Raw genomic sequence first — 19,959 nt, forward strand, 5'->3', positions numbered from 1 at the left:
AGTATTTCCGAAGACAGTAGATTTATGAGTAAAAGCAATCTAGTACATGCTATATAGAAAGATTTTTCTCTTTTTCAAAGTTAGAAGATGTACTATGTTGAGATAATACGCGGTCTAAAAATTTTTTTGTAAGTGGAATAAAGAAATTAAGTATTAACCCACCAAAACAAACGGTTAATATCGTCCCAATGCCGATCGGTCCATTTGAAATGAATGCAGCTATTAAGAAAATGAGATAAATGACTGTTTTCGAAATAAAGATACTTGTTCTTGTTAATTCCTGTAGGATTAATGTTAGTCGGTCCACTGGAATTGGTGCAAAGTTTGTGTGTAAATAGGTTGCGGTTCCAAGTCCTGAAATAATTAATCCGATACCATAACAAGCTATTTTGCTGTACCAAAATTCAGGTGTTATGAAATTGTGTAATAAATAAAGCCACATATCAATACCGATACCCGTAATAAAGGCAGTTACTAATCCTAAAAGTTCTGGTCTTTGTCTTTTTAAAAAAGAATTTATACAGATTAGTAGTAAAGCAATAATTATTTCCCAACTTCCGACTGTCAACCCCATATTTTTGGATAACCCTACTAAAAGCGCATCAAAAGGTGAAGTTCCAAGGTTAGATTGTATATTGATTGAAATACCTAAGGTTAATATTAAAATTCCTAATCCGAAAAAAAGATGTTTCGCTTTAATTAATCGCTTTATCATTTAGTTAGTTCTTTTAGCATTAGAATATGAGGGATACCGTCTTCTATAAAGACATCAGAGGAAGTGCGATAACCAAGTTTTTTATAAAAACCTTCTGCATGTGTTTGCCCATGCAATTTAACTGTCGAAGCTCCTTGTTCTTCCGCAATTTCTTCTAAAGCTTTAATAATGTTTTTGCCAAGACCAAATTTTCGGAAAGACTCAAGAATACAGATTCTTTCTAATTTACCTACTCCATCAACAAACCTAATTCTTCCTGTTCCGACTGGTTGTTCATTGTAATGAACTAATATGTGTTGGCAATCTCCGTTTAATTTGTCATATTGATCAAATTCAACTTCTAGAGGTACACCTTGTTCTTTCACAAATATATCTTTCCTTATTGCAAATGCTATTTTTAGCTCTTCATCATTCATTATTTTTTTTGTATTCTTCATTTTTATCAGTCCCTTTTAATTAAATTTTTTTATTTTATTGCAAATGCAACAAAAATAAGTTAAATTCAACATATATCATTTTTATTGCATTTACAACAAAATTAATACTAAGGAGTTAATTATGAAGGAAATTCTTCGTGAAATTGGAATGATCGCAAGGGCTCTAGATTCGATCAGTAATATTGAATTTAAAGAGCATGACCTTACAAAAGGGCAGTATTTATATCTAGTGCGAATAGCTGAAAATCCAGGAATCATTCAAGAAAAATTGGCTGAGATGATAAAAGTAGATCGAACTACAGCAGCGCGTGCTATAAAAAAACTAGAAATGAATGGATTTATAGAAAAGAAAGAGGATAAAGAGAACAAAAAAATAAAAAAACTCTTTGTGACAGAAAAAGGGGAAAATGTTTATCCATTTATAAAAAGAGAAAACGATTATTCTAATATCGTTGCACTAGAGGGATTGTCCCAAATAGAAGTTGAAACCATTTTTAATCTTCTTCAAAAGGTAAGAAAAAATGTAGAAAAAGACTGGGAATTTGTAAAAAAGGGAAACAAGAGAAATTATTGATTAGATAAGAGGAGAGACGGATTAATATGACGATCAATATAACAAAGTGTAGTTCTAAAGATTCACACAAACTTCAACAAATCGGTTATGAAACGTTTAATGAAACATTTAAGGATCAAAATACACTAGAAAATATGAATGCTTATTTAGAAAGAGCGTTTAATTTAAATCAAATAGAAGAAGAATTGTTAAATCAGTCTTCGCATTTCTTTTTCATTTATTTTAATCAAACCGTCGCTGGATATTTAAAGGTCAATACAGCTGATGCCCAGTCTGAAGTAATGGGTGATGAATCACTTGAAATCGAGAGGATTTATATAAAGAAGGAATTTCAAAAACACGGACTTGGTAAAGTTCTGTTAAATAAAGCCATAGAAATTGCGGAGGAACTTAATAAAAAGAAAATCTGGCTAGGCGTATGGGAAAAAAATGAAAATGCGATCGCATTTTATAAAAAAATGGGATTTGTTCACAATGGGTCACACTCATTCTATATGGGGGATGAAGAACAAATAGACTTGATCATGACTAAAACACTCGTGTAATTTTTTTATTTGATACCCGGTATTGCCTTATGTATAATTCCCCACCCCTTTTTTGGTATTTATTTGGTGATTTTTATTAGGAGAATGAAAAGAGCGGTCAATTTGGATAGTTAATAGTAATTTGTAAAGAATAAAATTAACATAATTCGATAATAAAATGGAGTAAGTAACCACTTGAAAACTTTAATCTTTTGTTCAATTATTTTTTTTCCTATTATTATGAATGGATTGGCTAGATTTAATCGAATGTTTAACTCAATCTTTAATTTGATCGCAATCATCTCTTATGTAGTTTTTGGGGGAATTTCAGCAATATCAATTTATGAGATTATAAAACATGATGTTGTTTTTATGACCAATATTCATGCTGTATTCCTTAATATTTATTTTTTAATTGCTGGCTCTTACTTAGGTTTATATGGCTTATATCAATTGATTAATCTGATGGTGAAACAGCTTAATCAAACTAATAAGTAATGAAAAACACCACAACGCATCATTTCTCTATATCATGCATTGTGGTGTCTTTTTATCGTTATTTTTCTATTTGCATTTCTGGTTTTGAATCATACTCTTTTTTCGAAAGTTCACCTGGCCAATATGCAAATCTACCTAATACTGTAGTAATGGCTGGAACTAAAAGTGGACGAACAATGAATGTATCAATTAATACTCCAACACAAGTAACAATACCAAATTGAACTAATACTTGAATAGGTAGTGTTGCTAACACTAGGAATGTACCGGCCAAGATTAATCCAGCAGATGAAATAACAGCCCCGGTTTTTGCGACTCCATTTGATACTGCTTCGCGATGAGTTTGTTTCTTTTTATTTTTCCAAATTTCGGAAACCATGAATATATTGTAATCTTCACCTAATGCTACTAAAAATACAAAGGAATATAATGGAATCGAACCTTGTATCGCGCTAGCCCCAAATCCGTAGTGAAGAATTAGCCAGCCAGCACCTAATGCTGAAAGATATGATAATATGACGGTTAGAATTAAGTAAATCATCGCTGTGAAGGAACGTAAATAAGTTAACAGTAATAATGCAATTAATCCAATCATTACCGGAATGATCACGGATTCATCACGTTCAGTTATATTTTTTGTATCTAAATTCGTTACTGTTTCTCCACCAATCCAGTAATGCTTATCTACTTTTTGTATATCATATTCGTTCAATAGTTTCTTAATTTTCTTTTCTAGTTGAGGTATTCTTTCTAATCCTTTAATAGAATATGGATTATCGACTAAAGAAATTTCATATAATTGTAAGTTTTTATTATTTTTACCTGTAATAGGTTCAGACACATCTTTTACGAATGAAAGTGATTCGAATTCTTTTTTTACAGGGATATTTTTATTTTCTGTATCGATTATAACTTTAACGGGTGCTAATAAACCTGATGAATAATGGTCAGATATTAAATCAAAACCTTCTCTTGAAGGCATATCTTTAGGAAATGATTGAAGTAAATCATATGTGTATTGTACTCGAGGTACAAATAGAGCTAGCCCTCCTAAAAGAATGATCGAGACTAGAATAATTGTCCAAGGTTTATGAGTAACTAGTTTTCCTATTTTTTGATTAAATGTTACTTTGATTTTTGATTTTTTAATTGGTTTTCCTTTTTTCTTAGCTCTTAATGCTTCCATCTCCTCTGTTCTTGGGATAAAAGGAAAAAATGAAACTCTACCAAATATAGAAAGTAGGGCAGGGAGGATTGTGATCGCAGCAATACCCATAATCAGGACTGCCAAACTAAATGGTACTGCGAAACGATGGAAAGCACCATATTGAGCTAATAAGAGTGTACCTAATCCAATAACGACCGTTAAAGCACTCATTGAGATAGCTCCACTAGATTCTCTGATTGCGAGCTGAAGTGCTTTATATTTGTTTTCTTCCAAAAGTAAAAATTCACGATATCTAGATATTAAAAATAAACAATAATCAGTACCTGCACCAAATAATAAAACTGTCATAATCGAAACGGCTTGAGAATCCACCGTTATAATACCTTTATCACCTAAAAAACCTAATAATGGATTGACGATTCCATATGCGAAACCAACGACTATTAACGGGACAATCGCCATAATTGGCGAACGATATAGAAGGATTAAGAAAACTAATACAAGTGATACTGTTGATAATAAAAGTTTAACATCGGCTTGTGAAAATAAACTTACAGCGTCAGTTTGAATACCAACCGGGCCAGAGAAGCGGACTTTTAAACCAGATTCTGTTAATTTGCGTTTTACTGGGTCATCACCAGTATTATTTTTAATTTGTTTTTCTAATAAGTTGATATTTTTTTGTAGTACTTTATCATCTGCTTTTTTGTCAAAAAGAACAGCAGTAATGATTGTAGAACCATCCTCTGAAGAACTTCTTTTAATTGCCTGGATTGGCATTAAATCATATGACGGTGATGTTAATTGATTTTTTAATGGATTATTTCGAAGTTCTTTATAAACAGTTTGAATGATTTTGTAATCGTCCTCATTTAGTCCGTCTTTACGGTTCCAAACAATTAATAAAGGATTTCCAGAATCAGTTGGAAATTCTTTTTTTATTAGCTGATCCGCTTTTTGAGACATGGATTGCTTAGGTAAGTTATCTGCAGTATTGTTTTCTACTTCGTTTACAGATGGAAAAGTAAATGATAATACAACAGTTAATAAGACCCACACCAACAATGTTATCCATCTTGTACGTTTACTACTTACAAATTTGCCCCAAGAATGAAAGGGGTGCTGTTTCATATGGAATTCACCTCTCCTAAAATTTATTAACTTAATTATATATACTAGTCAGTTAATTATTCAAGAACTTTTATTATGTTATAATGAATTGGAATTAAAAGGTTAGGAGAGAAGCAAATTGGAACAAATTAAACGGCCTCTTGGAAGACCACCGCAGGATTCAAAAAAAAAGCCTACAAAAACAACAATCGTTGAAAATGCAATCCAATTGTTCCTTCAAAACGGATATCAATTAGTTTCAATGGATGACGTGGCTAAGAAGTGTGGTGTGACCAAAGCAACGGTTTATTATTATTATCCAACAAAAGCAGATCTCTTTACGGATGCAATGGTTCAAATGATGCTTCGAATAAGTGATCGAATTGCTGTGATTTTATCTACGGATAAATCGTTAAAAGAAAATCTCAACGAAATGGTTAAAGTCCATTTAAGAGCAACTTTTGAAATTGATTTAAAAGCTTTTACGAAAGATGCGAAAGTGTCTTTATCAGATGAGCAATTACAACAGATGAATAGAGCGGAAGAAATGATGTATCATGTGATTGAAAAAGCAATCGCAACGGCAATAGAGAATGGAGAAATACCTAAAGGTAATCCAAAATTCTATACCCAATTGTTCTTTGCAATTTTATCGGTTGGAAATTATAGGGATACAGATCAAAAATCAATTTTCTCTACAATAGATGAAATGGCTGAACAGATTATAGACTTCTTTTGGAATGGAATAATGGGCAATAAATAAAAGAAGATTTACTTTTTGAGTAGATCTTCTTTTTTGCGTGTTAAATAAAACATATTCAAAATTGAGATAATGAAAATACTTTACTCATAAAACGCTTATGAGTAATTGTTTTAGAATAGTAGGTTCGATTTATTTTTACAGTAATCCTTTAATGGCCTAAAAGATAAGCAGGAATTTAACTGAACAAGTTGAATTAAGTACTACAACTGGTAAATAATACAAAAAATCACTTTGTTTACGCATCAATTCAGCTTTATTATTAAAATAATTTTCTACTAGGCTTTCACTTTGATTCCTTAAATAAAGTTTAAAAGCAAGGCTTAGGATGAAACAAATTAAATACCTAAATCTGCCCCGTCTAAAAATTTAAACTTTGAGGTGTCTAAATTGAAAGATATTTTACTAATTTTATTATTACAATTGATTTATGTACCTGTCTTAACATTACGAACAATATTTCTTGTAAAAGGGTTGAGTGTGTCTGCTGCGCTTTTTGGTTTTTTGGAAGCTATTATTTACGTATTTGGATTGTCGCTTGTTTTTTCTGGAGACCAAAGTACATTATCAATGATTGTTTATGCAGTCGGATTTGGAATTGGCATTTTAATTGGAAGTTACGTAGAAAATCGCTTAGCGATCGGATATACGACTTTAGTAGTTAATTTAACGAACAAAAATAAATTACTTATTAACCGACTTCGTGAGGAAGGATTCGGAGTGACCGTGTTCCAAGGAGAAGGAAGGGACAGCGAGCGTTATCATTTGGATATATTGACAAAACGTAATAGAGAACCTGAACTCATGGAACTTATAGAGCAGTATGAACCAAGTGCCTTTATTATTTCATATGAAGCGAGAAGGTTTAAGGGTGGATTTTTATTAAATTCAATGAAGAAAGCAAAACATAAGAAATCAAACGTATTATAGACACTAGATAGTAAGTAAAAAATCAGAGAAACTGGCGTATAGTTTCTCTGATTTTTTTATTTAATGATTTAAAGGGGGAAGTGTCTGCCAATTAAGGATGTATATTTAATTAAACCAAAATAAATGTAACGAAAGATAGAAGAATTGATGTGATGATTATGGCGATTAGAGGGCGTAATGATTTCGTACGTAACTCTTTTAGGTTAATATTTAATCCTAAGCCAGTCATAGACATTGTTAAGATAAATGATGTAAAAACAGCAATGTCTGACATGAAATTTTTAGTTACTTGAACTTCTTTTCCAAGAACGTAACTCCCTACAAAACTCATAATTACAAATCCAATTAAAAACCATGGAAACTCCAATTTTGCTTCTCCATCTAATTTTCCTTTCTTTTTCATCCAAAATAAAAGGATAAAACAAACCGGAATTAATAGAAAAACACGAGCGAGTTTGGCAAGTAATGCATGAGTAAGAGCATCTTGACCTGCAGGAGCAGCTGCTAAAGCAACATGAGCAATCTCGTGAAGACTGATTCCAGCCCAAGCTCCATATTCAGTTGGACTAATCGGTAATAAAGGATAGATTAGAGTATAAATGATGGAAAAAATTGTGCCAACTAATGCAATGATACCGACGGCCATAGCTGTGTCTTCATCTTTTGATTTAATTATTGGAGATACTGCAGCGATTGCAGCGGCGCCACAAATGCCTGTTCCGATACTTAATAATAGAGATAAATTAAGGTCTGCTTTAAGCCATTTTGCTATAAGCAAAAGAACAACAATCGAAAATATAATTGTTCCAGCCCCTTTCAGTAATAATGGCAAACCTTCACTAAATATAACAACGATGTTCAGCTTTAATCCGTACAGTATGATGGCGAATCTTAATAGTTTTTTTGATGAAAATTGAATGCCATCGCGCAATTTTTCGGGATAACCAAAAAATTGTCTATAGCCGAGAGCAAGTAAAATGGCACATGCAAGTGGTCCAACATGATCGAACCATGGTAACTTTGCTAGAAGAAAACCTAAAACAGCTATGATAAATGTAAAAGTAACTCCATATATCATAGAAACATTTATCTGTTTAGCAGGCTTTTTTTGCTGATTTGGTTTAGTAACAATTATTGCTTTTTGTTCCAATGTGTTCATCTCCTCGTGGGGTTCTATAGTAATATCGTATCGAATTATTTATGATAAGGAAAATAAATTATTATTATAGTTATGATAAGTAAATACGATGATAGGGGGATGAAAATGGAATAATTGCTATCAGTTTTTTATTAGTTTATATTAAGGAATCACTATAAAATAAAAAAAGGGTTTAGAAAATTATTCTAAATTTTTGCTTACCCTTTTTTTTATATTGCATTAGTTGTTGTGAATTCCAATATCTTAATGAAGATAATCAAAAGTATTTTTTGCTAACAAGATAAAGGTTACTGTAATAAAAAGGATTCGAACGTAGCCACTGCCTTTTTTAATAGCAAATTTTGAACCACAAATTGCTCCTGCTATTTGTGCAAGTCCCATAGCTAACCCATAGGCATAATGAATTTGTCCCAAGTACATAAACATTAATAATGCAGCAATATTACTACCAAAATTTAAAAACTTTGCGTTGCCTGCAGCTTTTAAGAAATCAAACCCCATCATTAAAAAAGCAAATATTAGGAATGAACCAGTTCCAGGGCCAATAAATCCATCATAGAAACCAATACCAAAAATTAAAAGCATAAACAGAATAATACGAGTAACTGACAGCTTTTTATTGGTAGTAGTATCTCCCCAATCTTTCTTAAAAATAGTATATATTGCAACTGCTGCAAGCATAACGAGCATAAGAGGCTTAAGAACTGTAGGGTCAATTAAATGAACTGTCCAAGCTCCCAAAATGGAACCAATAAATGTGAGTGGGAATAACTTATAAACAGATTTCAAATCAAGCTTTCCAGAACGATAGAACATGATTGTGCTCGTTAAAGAGCCAATTGACCCAGCTAATTTGTTCGTTGCGACGGCAGCAGCTGGAGATAGACCAGTAAATAATAATACTGGCAAAGTAATTAGCCCACCGCCTCCAACCACAGAATCAATAAATGCAGCTAAAAATCCAAATACACTTAAAGTTAATAATAACGACGGATCAATATGGAATATCATCAAATCTACCTTTCTTTTATTTACTAATATGATAGTAGTTAAAATAGGAAACAAAGTAAATTATTAATTTAGTAATATAAGAATTATTTTTATTATTACAAAATAAAAAGTAGTAACATTTTTTCCGTCTAAGGTAACTAAAGTAATTACTGAAATTAATAGATGAGATTTTAATGTCAACTTGTACCACTTTCTAAAATTTCGCATATATTGTTATGTGATAATTTAATGATAAGGTGTGTATGGATTGAATTTCGAACAAAAAATTACAACTACAGAAATAGGACAAGCCAAAGAAAAATACTTTGAAAAAAACGTCAATCGTTTAATGAAAGAGATTGTTACTAAGATCGAAATGAAGATGGCGCTTGAAGAACTAAAGGTAAACCGAATTATCCGATTAGAGGGTCTTGAAAATGATGAAGTTATTAAACAAGTACAAAATGATTTAAGGAAAATATTAGAGGATTCAATTAAAGAAATACAACTAAAAATGAGTGAAATTGAGATTTATTTTAATTCATTAGAAGAAATAAAAGGCAATTCAATAACAAAGGAAATCGATTTTAATAAATAAAAATAGAGTGAGAAACACTAGGTTTCTTCACTCTATTTTTTTGTCTTTGTTTGAGTTAGATTCATCTCGAGAAATTGCTTATTTATTGTTAATGTTGATATTAATCGTAATTTTTCATCGCAATGAGATGATGATTGACTATTTTGTACAGCACTTAATATTTTAGCAATTACATCTGTGCAGCAATCGCATTTCTTGTGTTCGCGGCAGTCAAATTCATGATCTTCGCAGCAGTCACATTCATATGTTTTCTAAAATAGAAAAGGTAACTCTCAAATACAAGAGTTACCTTTAAAAAATTATAGTGAATTAACTTCCTCAGTTGAAATCACTTTCTTATTTGATTGTTTTTTATGCAACCATTGATAAATAATTGGTATTACTAAAAAGCTATTTAAGGTAGAAGTGATCATCCCACCTATTACTACAATTCCTAATGTTTGTGAAATAACAGTATCACCTTGATGTGAAAATGCTAGTGGTAATAGTGTTAAAATTGTCGTAGCTGCTGTAATTAAGATTGGTCTAATCCTTGAAAGACTACCAGAAATAACGGCTTCTTCGGTATTCATACCGTTTTTACGATTACGCTCAATCTTATCAACTAGTACGATACCATTTGTTACTACAATTCCAGTTAACATTAAGACCCCGATTAGTGCTGCTAAGTTCCACTCTCCACCTACTATTACTAAAGAGATAACAACACCACTTAAAGCTAGTGGGATACTTAATAATACTGAAACTGGAGCTCTCCATCCTTTAAATAATGATGAAGTAATGACCATAACTAAAAGTATAGAGAAGGCTACGGCAATTGACATATCAAAAATCATTTCTTTAACTTGTTGAGTAATACCTCCCATAGAGTAACTTACTCCTTTTGGAAGAGCTTGTTTACTAATGACGTAATCAACTTGTTTTGAAACTTTACTAATGTCATTTGAAGTAATTTGACCTGTAACGATTGAGTAAGGCTCTCCATTGCGTTCATTAATCGTTGAAGGAGCATTATCTTTCGTAATAGATGCAATTTGTTCAAGTTTGACGGTTTTATTACTACTTGTTAAGAAAGTTTCATTTTTAAGTGAATTGATTACATCTTCTGGCGATGCATTTAATTGAACTTGAGTATTTCCACTACTAATTTGATCAAGATACATATCAACTGGCAGACTTATATGGTCAACTACAAATGTAGCATCTTTAGATTGTGACATATAACGGTTAATTACTTTCGTTATATCTGCTAATTGAATTCCATTTTGTTCAATTGCTTGTTGGTTAAATGTAATTTTATATTTTGGAAGTCCAGATGTTAAATCTACTTTTCCATCAACACTTAGTCCATCAATTTTAACAAGTTTTGATCTCATTTGATCTGCAATTTTATCTAGTGTAGTTTGATCAGAGCCAGTAAATATGACTTTCAATAAAGAATCATCACCAGCAATACTTTGACTTGAAACAGTATAAGCTACATTTTTAGATAATTGTGGCAGTTGTTTTCCAAGTTCTTTAATGACTTGGTCTGAGTCTTTTTCGTTCTTTAAAGCAACCGAAATGTTAGCTACGTTAGGTTTTTGTAGGAAACCACCGCCTTGGTCAAATACATCATCACTTTGTGGCGTATTGGTTGATCCAAAATTAGATAGATAAGATTTTACTTTTGGATTTTCTTTTAATTGATTTTCTACCTTTTGAACCTCGGAATCTACCTGCATTAATGTACTTCCTTGAGGTAATTCAAGTTTAATTGCCACTTGACCAGTTTTAGCACTTGGTAAGAATGAAACAGGTAAAAACGAACCAAATGCTACTGCGAAAATAAATAGTAAAGCTGAAATGAAAATTGTAAGTTTTTTCTTCTTTAATGATGATAATAAGATCGGTTTCATCATTGGTTCTAAAGAAACAGCACTTGTTTTCTTTGTATTATTTTTCCAACCCATTAACGCAAGTGCTGGAATAACAAGAATTGCTACAAAGAACGATATAATTAGAGAGATAACAACAGACCATGCAAAACCACTATATGAAGCACTAATAGCTCCACCTACAAAGGCAATTGGAATATATACAGCAATTGTCGTAAGAGTAGATGCTAAAATTGCAGGTGTCATTTCATAAACTGCTGAACTCAATGAAAATAGTAAAGATTTATCAGGATTTTGTTCTCTTTTACGGTACATATTATCAAGGATAACGATGGAATCATCAACAATACGACCCATTGCAACAATTAAGCCTGAAACGGTTAAAATATTAAGTGTAATACCCATTGATTTTAGGATTGCAGTTGTTGCTAATAAAGAAATTGGTAATGAAATTGCAATGACTAATGTTGATTTTACATTGCGGAAGAAGAAAAATACGCAAATCATTGAGAAAAGACATCCAAGTAAACCTTCACGAATTAAACCGTTTAATGAATCATTTAATTCTTTTTCACGATCTAATTGAGGTGTTAGTTTTACAGTACCGTCTTTTACTTGTTGTAAGCTTTGAATTCTTTCCTTCACATTTTTTGCTACGTCGGTAATGTTTGCACTTTGAGTTTTAATAACATTTAATTGAACACTTGTTTTTCCATCTGTTCTTGCAATCGTTTTTACATCATTTAGGGCGTGAGTAACAGTTGCAAATGCTGAAAGTGGAATTTGATCACCATCTGAATTTTTGATTTTTACGTCATTTAATTGTTTCTCATTTAAATTCCATCCATCAAATTTAACTGGAATAGACAATTGATTTTGTAAGATCGTTCCTTCAGGTAAGGACGGAACTGATACAGCTAAAGCTTTATTTAAGTCATCTAAAGTAAGTTTATATTTTGCTAGGTCCTTCGTTCTAACAGCTAGTACGTATCCGTCTTTTGCACCACCAAACACTGAAACATCAGATACGCCTGGTACTGTTTTAAGGTGTTGCACAATATCCATTTGAGTTACTGATTTTAAAGTATTATCATCTAATTTATCACTAGTCAAACTGTAAGTTAGAATTGGGAATGAACTAGTTGTAAGTCTAGTAACTAGAGGTTTAGATGTAATTGTCGGAGGAATGTCTGCATTTTCTAAAGCTTTATTTACATCAACTTCGGCTTGTTTCATATCTGTATTCATTGGAAAATACAGACTCATAAAAACTCCGCCATCATAAGAGCTAGTTTCAATATCTTGTAAACCTTCTGTTGTTCTTACAGCACTTTCAAGACTATTAGTAATATTTTGTTTTACTTGATCGGCCTGGTACATAGGTAGACGCATGCTTACAGTAAGAGTTGAATTGTTTATACCTGGTAAATAATCACGTTGCATTTGGTAAGCTGAGATAGCACCCCAAGTTACAATCATAACGACACAAACAATCATTAAAATTGCTCTTTGCATGGTCCCTTCTATAAATTTTTTCATCTTAAACCTCCTAAGATTTTTATTTTAAATTGAAAATTATTTCATAAATCAACTCCATGTCATTGTAAAATTCCAAACTGAAACTTTAATGAATAATCAATTAAAATTAGATTAAAATGAAAAAAATACGAATCAAAAGTTCTATAATGGCATTTATACAAGGAACTTCTAAGACTAGAATCAGTCTTAAAAATAGAATAGAGATACTAAAACTATTAATAGAAATAGGTGAGTTAAATGAAGAAAATCTTAATTATTGAGGATGAAATAAATATAGCTCGAGTTTTAAAATTAGAAATAGAATATGAGGGTTATGAAGTGTTAGTCGAACATAATGGAAAAGCTGGTTTAGAGTCGGCTTTAAGCAATAATGTCGATCTAATTTTATTAGATGTTATGTTACCTGAATTGAGTGGAATCGAAGTTTTAAGAAGGATCAGAAAAACAAATCAATTTGTGCCAGTAATTTTATTAACTGCTAGAGATGCCACACATGATAAAATTATCGGACTTGATTATGGTGCTAATGATTATATTACAAAACCTTTTGAAATCGAAGAAGTCTTAGCAAGAATACGTTCATGTCTACGTTCAAGTAATCTAGTTCATGAATTTAAGAAAAGCGAAGACGAAAATCCCACTTTAACGATTGAGGATTTAGTTGTTAATTTAGAAGCTAGAGAAGTAAAGAGGGATGATCAAGTCATTTCATTAACACCAAAAGAGTATGATTTATTAGTTTATCTATTAACAAATCAAAATAAAATTGTGACTAGAGAAGGCATCATAACTACCGTCTGGGGTTATGAGTACGAAGGGGAAACAAATGTTGTTGATGTGTACATTAGACATTTAAGAAAGAAAATTGAAGAGGACTTTGACGTCCCATTAATTCGAACTATACGAGGTGTGGGGTACACAATGAGGAAGGGTTAAGATGAAAATAACAACTAAAATAAATTTATTAATTACTTCATGGATTTTAATCATTCTAATTTTAATTAACGGGTTAGTTTTTTATTTGTTTATGAAAACAACTGTAAATATGGAAGAGCATGTTGTAAGTCAAAAGGCGCATGAAATTTTAAAAAAACATGAAATCCATAACTCATTGGTGATAAATGAAGAAGCATTATATCCATTTATGTCTAATCATTCCTATATTCGAATTATTGATTTAAACTCAAAAATAGTGACAGAAGTAAGTAATGATAAACTTTTGAATCGTATTAAACCTAAATTCACTAAGAAAGAAGAAACGAAGCTAATCCCTTTTAGTGAGCATCAAAATATAGTCGTACGCGTACCAATTTTACAGAACCAAAAAGTGATTGGAACGCTCGAAATTGGTGAGTTGTTAGTAGGACTTGAAGGTCGAAAAGATTTGTTATTAACAATAATGGCAATCGTTACTGGTGTCTCTGCAATTTTATCAATGATGGCTGGAAGATGGTTAACACGCATCATAATGAACCCAATTACTTCTATGATTACTACGATGGAAGATATTGAAAAAAGTGGGGTTCCAAAAAAGATTTTAATAAAAAATGAAACGAAAGATGAATTGCATAAAATGGCAAGCACGTTTAATCGAATGATCAGTAGGTTACAAGAAAACATCGAAAAGCAGAAACAGTTTGTTTCAGATGCTTCTCATGAGTTAAAAACTCCGATTACTGTCATTAGTAGCTTTGCTAATTTATTAAGAAGACGTGGTTTGAAAAATGAGGAAATGGCGACGGAAGCAATAGAAACGATTTATTCGGAAGCCAACCGTATGCAAGATTTAACAAAAACATTATTAACTTTAGCAGAATCGGAACATTTAAAAAAAATCGAAATGAATCCAGTCGATCTAGTTGCTTTGTGTAATTCAACGCTAGTACAACTGCAAAATGTGTATAAACGAGAAATTACTTTACAAGCACAAAAACAGAAAATATTTATTAAAGGACATGAGCTTAAAATTAAACAAGTTATTATTATCTTTTTGGATAATGCTATAAAATACAGTGCTGAAAAAATAGAAGTAAATATTAGTAGTACTAGTGAAGCTGCTATTCTTCAAATAAAAGATTTTGGAATAGGCATTCGAGAGGAAGAATTAGAAAATATTTTCGAACGATTTTATCGAGTTGATAAAGCGCGTAGCCGTGAAACTAGTGGTGGCACTGGACTTGGTCTTTCAATTGCAAAAAATATAATTAGCTTGCATAATGGGAAAATTAATATTAAAAGTGTTGAAAATGTAGGAACGGAAGTAGAGGTAGTATTTCCACTAGATGAGTTTAAGTGAAAATAATCAGTACATGAGTATTGAAGATTGAGGTTTTAATATGAACGAAATCATCCATTTATTAAATGAATATGGTTATATAATCCTATTTTTATCATTAATGTTGGAATTGATTATAGTTCCTATTCCGAATGAAGCATTAATGAGTTATGTAGGTGTTTTATGTTTTCATGGGAAAATGAATATTGTTTTGTCCATTATTTCTGCTGGCCTTGGAGGAATTGTTGGAGTAACAATCTCCTATTGGTTAGGATATAAACTTGGTACACCGTTTTTTCGCAAATTTGGACACTATATCCATATGGGTCCTGAAAAGATCGAAAAAATGTCAAAATGGTATGAAAAATATGGGAAGGTATTATTGCTTGTATCTTTCTTTATTCCAGGGATTAGACATTTCGCAAGCATCATATCCGGAATCATTAAATTACCGTATCGATCCTTTGCTATCTTTTCCTATATTGGTGTATTTCTTTGGGTTGGAACCTTTATATGGTTAGGTCAAATCATGGGACCAAAATGGGATATCTATCAAGTAGAAATTAAAAAATGGTTAGTATTAGGTAGTATATTATTAGGTATTATAGTACTCACCTTCTTTGTTGTTAAAGCAAATAAGGAAATAATTAAAGAGTCATTACTATTAATTTTTGAATCAAGTTTCAAGAGATTTAAAAGTTTCATGAAATTAAAGTTGATCATCCTAACGTGTTTAATTTTTTTCGTTACGTTCATTATCTTAATGATCGGGTTAATTCAGGACAAAATTAGTAATGAATTTGATAAATTCAATTCCGTATTCAAGACCATTGTTTTTAATTTATTTAATCAAAATTGGCATGGGAGTATGAACTTTATTTATTCATTATCGACATGGAAGGTTTTATTGGCAGTCTCACTTGCTACCATTCTTGTCATATTAATAAACAACAAAAATAAATGGCTAGAATTGCTCTTTTTTATCGCTAGTTTAGCTGGAATTCTTATCCTATCCATTGGGATTCCTTGGATCTTCAACTTTATGTTAGGTAGTAATGTAAGTAAAAACTTTCCAAATGAAAAATCTATGTTGATTTTGACAGTATTAGGTTACTTCATTATTATGTTAGTTCGGCATAACAAAGCTTATTTACTTAATATCGTAATGTTCTTCTGTTTTATTTTTGTTGTTCTACTATTTTCTATAAGCAGCGTCTATTTGCACCACTTATTACCTAGTGACATTGCTGCTGGGTTTGTATTCAGCTCAGTTTGGTTAAGTGGAATCATATTATCACTGGAGTTATTTCGATTTGTCTCGCTGTTAAAAGAGAATATACGTGAGGAAAAATTGTTAAAAAAGCAAGTCGAATGACTGTAATCTTCTTTTATTACGATTTAAGGAGGTAATGGATTATGAGAGGCAAGAATGTGTGGATATTAAGTCTGGTCAGCTTTTTTACAGACATGGGTACTTACATGGTAACACCGTTAATCCCTATTATTCTGTCAGCCTCAGGTCCTTTTATAATCGGTCTTATTGACGGCTTATCCGAAAGTCTGGCTAGTGTATTAAAGTTATATTCTGGTAAGCGTTCAGATCGACTGAAGAACAGAAAAAGCTTGGCGATTCTAGGATATGGGTTATCAGGTATAGGAAGGTTTGTTCTAATTTTTTCAAGTTCATGGATCGGAGTTTTCATTTGGAAGCTAGTTGATCGAACAGGAAAGGGCATTCGTACAGCCCCAAGAGACGCTTTAATATCAGAATCTGGTGGGAAAAATAAGCAAGGTAGAGTTTTCGGTATTCATCAAATGATGGATATGTTAGGAGCTGCTTTAGGAATAGGAACAGCTATTGTTATTTTGCAAGCGGTAGGAAATAAAAATATTAAGGATGTGTTTTTATATTCATTGGTTCCGATAACAATCGGTTGGATTATTTTATTTAGTGTAAAGGAAAGCATAAATAAACCAATTGAGCAACCTTATAAGCCATCAAGAAAGTTAGAGTTTAAATTGGAGCTTTTAGATTCCAATATAAAGAAACTATTATTAATTGTACTATTGTTTACAATTGTAAATTCATCCAATTCTTTTTTGTTATTAAGAGCAGCAAATCTTGGATTCTCGAATCAAAGTGTCTTATTGATGTATTTACTATTTCATTTAACAGCTTCTTCCTTTTCTTATATTTCAGGTGCTTTTTCCGATAAATATGGACGTAGAGGAATACTAACGGCTGGGTATGCTTTATATGGAATCGTTTATATCGGTTTTGCAGAAGCTCACTCAGCCACTGGTTTAGTCATTCTTTTTATTCTATACGGTCTTTATTCCGCTTTAACAAAAGGGGTTGAAAAAGCACTTGTCGTAGAATTAGCGAGACCTGATGAGAGGGGAACGGCACTCGGTTTCTATGCGATGGTTTCTGGAATTGGTTTTTTTCCAGCTTCTTTGCTAACAGGTTGGTTATGGCAACAATTTGGAGCGACGATTTCATTTTATATAAACGGAGTAATAGCATTAATTACTGCTTTTTTGTTAACGAGAACGTTAAAGAAATTTAAGAAGTGACTAAAAAACTAAATAGATTATTGGAAAAAAAACAGAAAAACCAACATGAAGGGTTTTTCTGTTTTTTTATGGAAAATTAATGATGATGAAGGCATTCTAACTCAACCTTTAAAAGAATGATAAGTTTATCAAAAAGTTAAAACTCAAGTGACTAGTTTACATTTCTGTAACTTCAGAAATAGCGCGATAAAGAATATCAATCATTTCATCAAGCTCCGATTCCTTTGACGCTAATGGAGGCATTAAGACAATAACATTTCCAAGTGGACGGGTGAGTAGCCCAAGCTCTTTTGCTCTTTTGGTTACTTTCACACCAATTCTTTCATTCCAATGGAAAGCTTCTTTAGTATCCTTTGATTTTACTAGTTCAATTCCAATCATCAAGCCACTTTGACGTATATCTCCAACATGTTTTAACTCATTAAATTGCATCAGTTTCTCTTGGACATAAGTTGAGATTGTTTCGACATGTTGTAATAATTTCGTTTTATTAAATAAATCTAGATTCGCTAATGCAACAGCGCATCCAAGGGGATTACCTGTATAGCTGTGCCCATGAAAGAAAGTTTTTTGTTCTTCGTATGTACCTAAAAATGCTTCATAAATTTTGTTAGTCGTTAAAGTTGCTGCTACTGGTAAATAGCCACCAGTTAACCCTTTGCCACAAGTTAAAATATCTGGCGTAACTCCTTCTAGTTCACAAGCAAACATTTTACCTGTTCGACCAAATCCTGTTGCAACTTCATCAGCAATTAATAATACATCATACTTTATGCATAATTCCTGAATTGATTTTAAATACCCTTTTGGCATGACAATAATACCACTTGCCCCTTGTACAATTGGTTCAATAATTAATGCTGCAATTGAATTAGCTTTTTCGATGAATAAATTTTCAACCTCTTTTAAATAGGAATTAATTATTTCTTCTTCAGTTCCTACATATTTTGAACGATAAAGATGTGGATAAGAAACCTTTAAACTTGGAAACATTAACTCGTTATATGCTTGATGATACAAGTCGATTGCCCCTACGGACACTGCTCCGATTGTATCTCCGTGATAAGCTTCCTTCATTGTAACAAAAGTATTTTTACCGGATCTTCCTATGTTTCGCCAATATTGATAGGCCATTTTAATCGCAATTTCTACTGAGGTAGCACCTGAGTCTGAATAAAAAACTTTCTCTAATCCGCTTGGAGAGATTTCAACAAGTCTCTCTGCTAAAAGAATTGCAGGTATATTGGCCATTCCAAGAAGTGTTGAATGGGCAACCTTCTCTAATTGTTCATGAATAGCTTCATTTAATTCTTGAATATTATGACCGTGAACATTTAACCAAATAGAGGATACACCATCGTAATATTCATTGCCTAATACATCATATAGTTTTCGATCTTTACCATGTGAAATAATTAGCGGATCTTCGTTTAAATAATCCTTCATTTGAGTAAAAGGGTGCCAAAGATATTGTTTATTTTTTTTAGATAAATCTTGATAGAGTTCATGGTTCATATATGTTCCCCCCTGTTTTATATGTTAACCTTATTTAATAGTTTGGTTGACATATATTTCAATTGCATGTTAATTTAATTTTGTGAGTTTGTCAAATTTTGCTAATTTATCAAACTCATAAACTAATAGGGGGGATACGATGCAAAATAGAACTTTATCACTAACAGTCATATCATTATTTGCCTCACTAACATCGATCGGAGCCTTTATAAAGATTCCTTTACCAGTGATTCCTTTTACGCTTCAAATTCTTTTCGTGTTTTTAGCAGGCTGCCTTTTAGGAAGTAAAAAGGGGATGATGAGTCAACTACTGTATGTTGGAATTGGATTAATCGGAATACCAGTATTTGCTTCGGGTGGCGGACCTGAATATGTTTTAAAACCAACATTTGGCTATTTAATCGGTTTCATTATTGCTGCGTTTGTAATTGGATCAATTGTTGAAAAAACAAAGAACCCAAAACTTAAGAATTTTATTTTTGCTAATGTAATCGGATTAATTATTGTTTATATTTTAGGCATTACATATGTATATATTTCATTAAACACTTGGTTAGATAGTCCCGTTTCATTAAAAGAAGTTCTTATGATGGGACTCGTATATAGTATTGGACAAGATTTATTACTAGCTGTTTTTGGGGGAGTATTAGCGGTGCGCCTACATTCCCATTTTGCAAAAGCTAGAGAAAATGAAAAAAAGGTGGCTGCTTAAG

18 protein-coding genes are annotated in these 19,959 nt (G+C 31.8%); 11 read left to right on the forward strand and 7 right to left on the reverse strand.

Translation table 11 applies throughout. The features are described 5' to 3' along the window. Positions 1-49: 49 nt before the first annotated feature. Positions 50-715, reverse strand: a complete 666-nt coding sequence (locus COI44_RS06190) for a YczE/YyaS/YitT family protein (protein ID WP_098427135.1) — start codon at positions 713-715, stop codon at positions 50-52. Further along, entirely contained in the window at positions 712-1,152 is a 441-nt protein-coding gene (locus tag COI44_RS06195) for a GNAT family N-acetyltransferase (protein ID WP_098427136.1), read from the reverse strand. The genes COI44_RS06190 and COI44_RS06195 overlap by 4 nt, the downstream gene beginning before the upstream one ends. Before the next feature lie 121 nt (positions 1,153-1,273). Between COI44_RS06195 and COI44_RS06200 the strand changes: the two genes are divergently transcribed. From COI44_RS06200 to COI44_RS06210, 3 genes are all read left to right on the forward strand, one after another. Further along, the gene (locus tag COI44_RS06200; RefSeq protein WP_098427137.1) at positions 1,274-1,726 is read left to right on the forward strand and encodes a MarR family winged helix-turn-helix transcriptional regulator; all 453 of its coding nucleotides are present in this window, start codon (positions 1,274-1,276) and stop codon (positions 1,724-1,726) included. Positions 1,727-1,752: 26 nt separating this feature from the next. Next, entirely contained in the window at positions 1,753-2,271 is a 519-nt protein-coding gene (gene paiA / locus COI44_RS06205; RefSeq protein ID WP_098427138.1) for a spermidine/spermine N(1)-acetyltransferase, read from the forward strand. Positions 2,272-2,445: 174 nt separating this feature from the next. After that, entirely contained in the window at positions 2,446-2,748 is a 303-nt protein-coding gene (locus COI44_RS06210; RefSeq protein ID WP_098427139.1) for a transposase, read from the forward strand. Between the two features lie 58 nt (positions 2,749-2,806). On the opposite strand, the gene COI44_RS06215 is transcribed toward COI44_RS06210, so the two are convergent. Beyond that, positions 2,807-5,047, reverse strand: coding sequence for an MMPL family transporter (locus COI44_RS06215; protein WP_098427140.1), 2,241 nt, complete (start codon positions 5,045-5,047; stop codon positions 2,807-2,809). Between the two features lie 118 nt (positions 5,048-5,165). On the opposite strand from COI44_RS06215, the gene COI44_RS06220 reads away from it, so the two are divergent. Together COI44_RS06220 and COI44_RS06225 are read left to right on the forward strand one after the other, a co-directional pair. Continuing rightward, the gene (locus COI44_RS06220; RefSeq protein ID WP_098427141.1) at positions 5,166-5,789 is read left to right on the forward strand and encodes a TetR/AcrR family transcriptional regulator; all 624 of its coding nucleotides are present in this window, start codon (positions 5,166-5,168) and stop codon (positions 5,787-5,789) included. Between the two features lie 387 nt (positions 5,790-6,176). Next, the gene (locus COI44_RS06225) at positions 6,177-6,716 is read left to right on the forward strand and encodes a DUF2179 domain-containing protein (RefSeq protein WP_098427142.1); all 540 of its coding nucleotides are present in this window, start codon (positions 6,177-6,179) and stop codon (positions 6,714-6,716) included. Between the two features lie 109 nt (positions 6,717-6,825). Here the strand turns inward: COI44_RS06225 and COI44_RS06230 are convergent, their stop codons facing one another. Next, entirely contained in the window at positions 6,826-7,875 is a 1,050-nt protein-coding gene (locus COI44_RS06230) for a YeiH family protein (protein ID WP_098427143.1), read from the reverse strand. 243 nt (positions 7,876-8,118) lie between these two features. Then, complete coding sequence (locus COI44_RS06235; RefSeq protein WP_098427144.1) at positions 8,119-8,886, reverse strand: TSUP family transporter; 768 nt, start codon at positions 8,884-8,886, stop codon at positions 8,119-8,121. 247 nt (positions 8,887-9,133) lie between these two features. Here COI44_RS06235 and COI44_RS06240 point away from each other — a divergent pair, with 247 nt between their 5' ends. After that, positions 9,134-9,463 carry a hypothetical protein gene (locus COI44_RS06240; protein ID WP_098427145.1) on the forward strand — a complete coding sequence of 110 codons (330 nt, stop codon included), beginning with the start codon at positions 9,134-9,136 and terminating at the stop codon, positions 9,461-9,463. A 299-nt stretch (positions 9,464-9,762) separates the two neighbouring features. Here the strand turns inward: COI44_RS06240 and COI44_RS06245 are convergent, their stop codons facing one another. Next, positions 9,763-12,879: an efflux RND transporter permease subunit gene (locus COI44_RS06245; protein WP_098427146.1), complete on the reverse strand. Its 3,117-nt coding sequence runs from the start codon at positions 12,877-12,879 to the stop codon at positions 9,763-9,765. Between the two features lie 237 nt (positions 12,880-13,116). Between COI44_RS06245 and COI44_RS06250 the strand changes: the two genes are divergently transcribed. Genes COI44_RS06250 through COI44_RS06265 form a run of 4 tightly spaced genes read left to right on the forward strand, consistent with a single transcriptional unit; the run spans position 13,117 to position 17,731 of the window. Further along, positions 13,117-13,815, forward strand: coding sequence for a response regulator transcription factor (locus tag COI44_RS06250; RefSeq protein ID WP_098427147.1), 699 nt, complete (start codon positions 13,117-13,119; stop codon positions 13,813-13,815). Between the two features lies 1 nt (position 13,816). Further along, positions 13,817-15,175, forward strand: a complete 1,359-nt coding sequence (locus COI44_RS06255; RefSeq protein WP_098427148.1) for a sensor histidine kinase — start codon at positions 13,817-13,819, stop codon at positions 15,173-15,175. Positions 15,176-15,215: 40 nt separating this feature from the next. Next, a complete protein-coding gene (locus tag COI44_RS06260) occupies positions 15,216-16,529 on the forward strand; it encodes a VTT domain-containing protein (RefSeq protein WP_098427149.1) in 1,314 nt (437 codons plus the stop codon). A 41-nt stretch (positions 16,530-16,570) separates the two neighbouring features. Further along, entirely contained in the window at positions 16,571-17,731 is a 1,161-nt protein-coding gene (locus COI44_RS06265) for an MFS transporter (RefSeq protein WP_098427150.1), read from the forward strand. Between the two features lie 156 nt (positions 17,732-17,887). Here the strand turns inward: COI44_RS06265 and bioA are convergent, their stop codons facing one another. Continuing rightward, on the reverse strand, positions 17,888-19,246 hold the full coding sequence (gene bioA, locus COI44_RS06270) for an adenosylmethionine--8-amino-7-oxononanoate transaminase (protein ID WP_098427151.1): 1,359 nt from the start codon (positions 19,244-19,246) through the stop codon (positions 17,888-17,890). Positions 19,247-19,385: 139 nt separating this feature from the next. Between bioA and COI44_RS06275 the strand changes: the two genes are divergently transcribed. Continuing rightward, positions 19,386-19,958, forward strand: a complete 573-nt coding sequence (locus tag COI44_RS06275; RefSeq protein ID WP_098427152.1) for a biotin transporter BioY — start codon at positions 19,386-19,388, stop codon at positions 19,956-19,958. The last annotated feature ends 1 nt before the right edge of the window (position 19,959 follow it).

Source organism: Bacillus sp. AFS088145, assembly GCF_002564465.1.
Taxonomy (GTDB): domain Bacteria; phylum Bacillota; class Bacilli; order Bacillales; family Bacillaceae_G; genus Gottfriedia.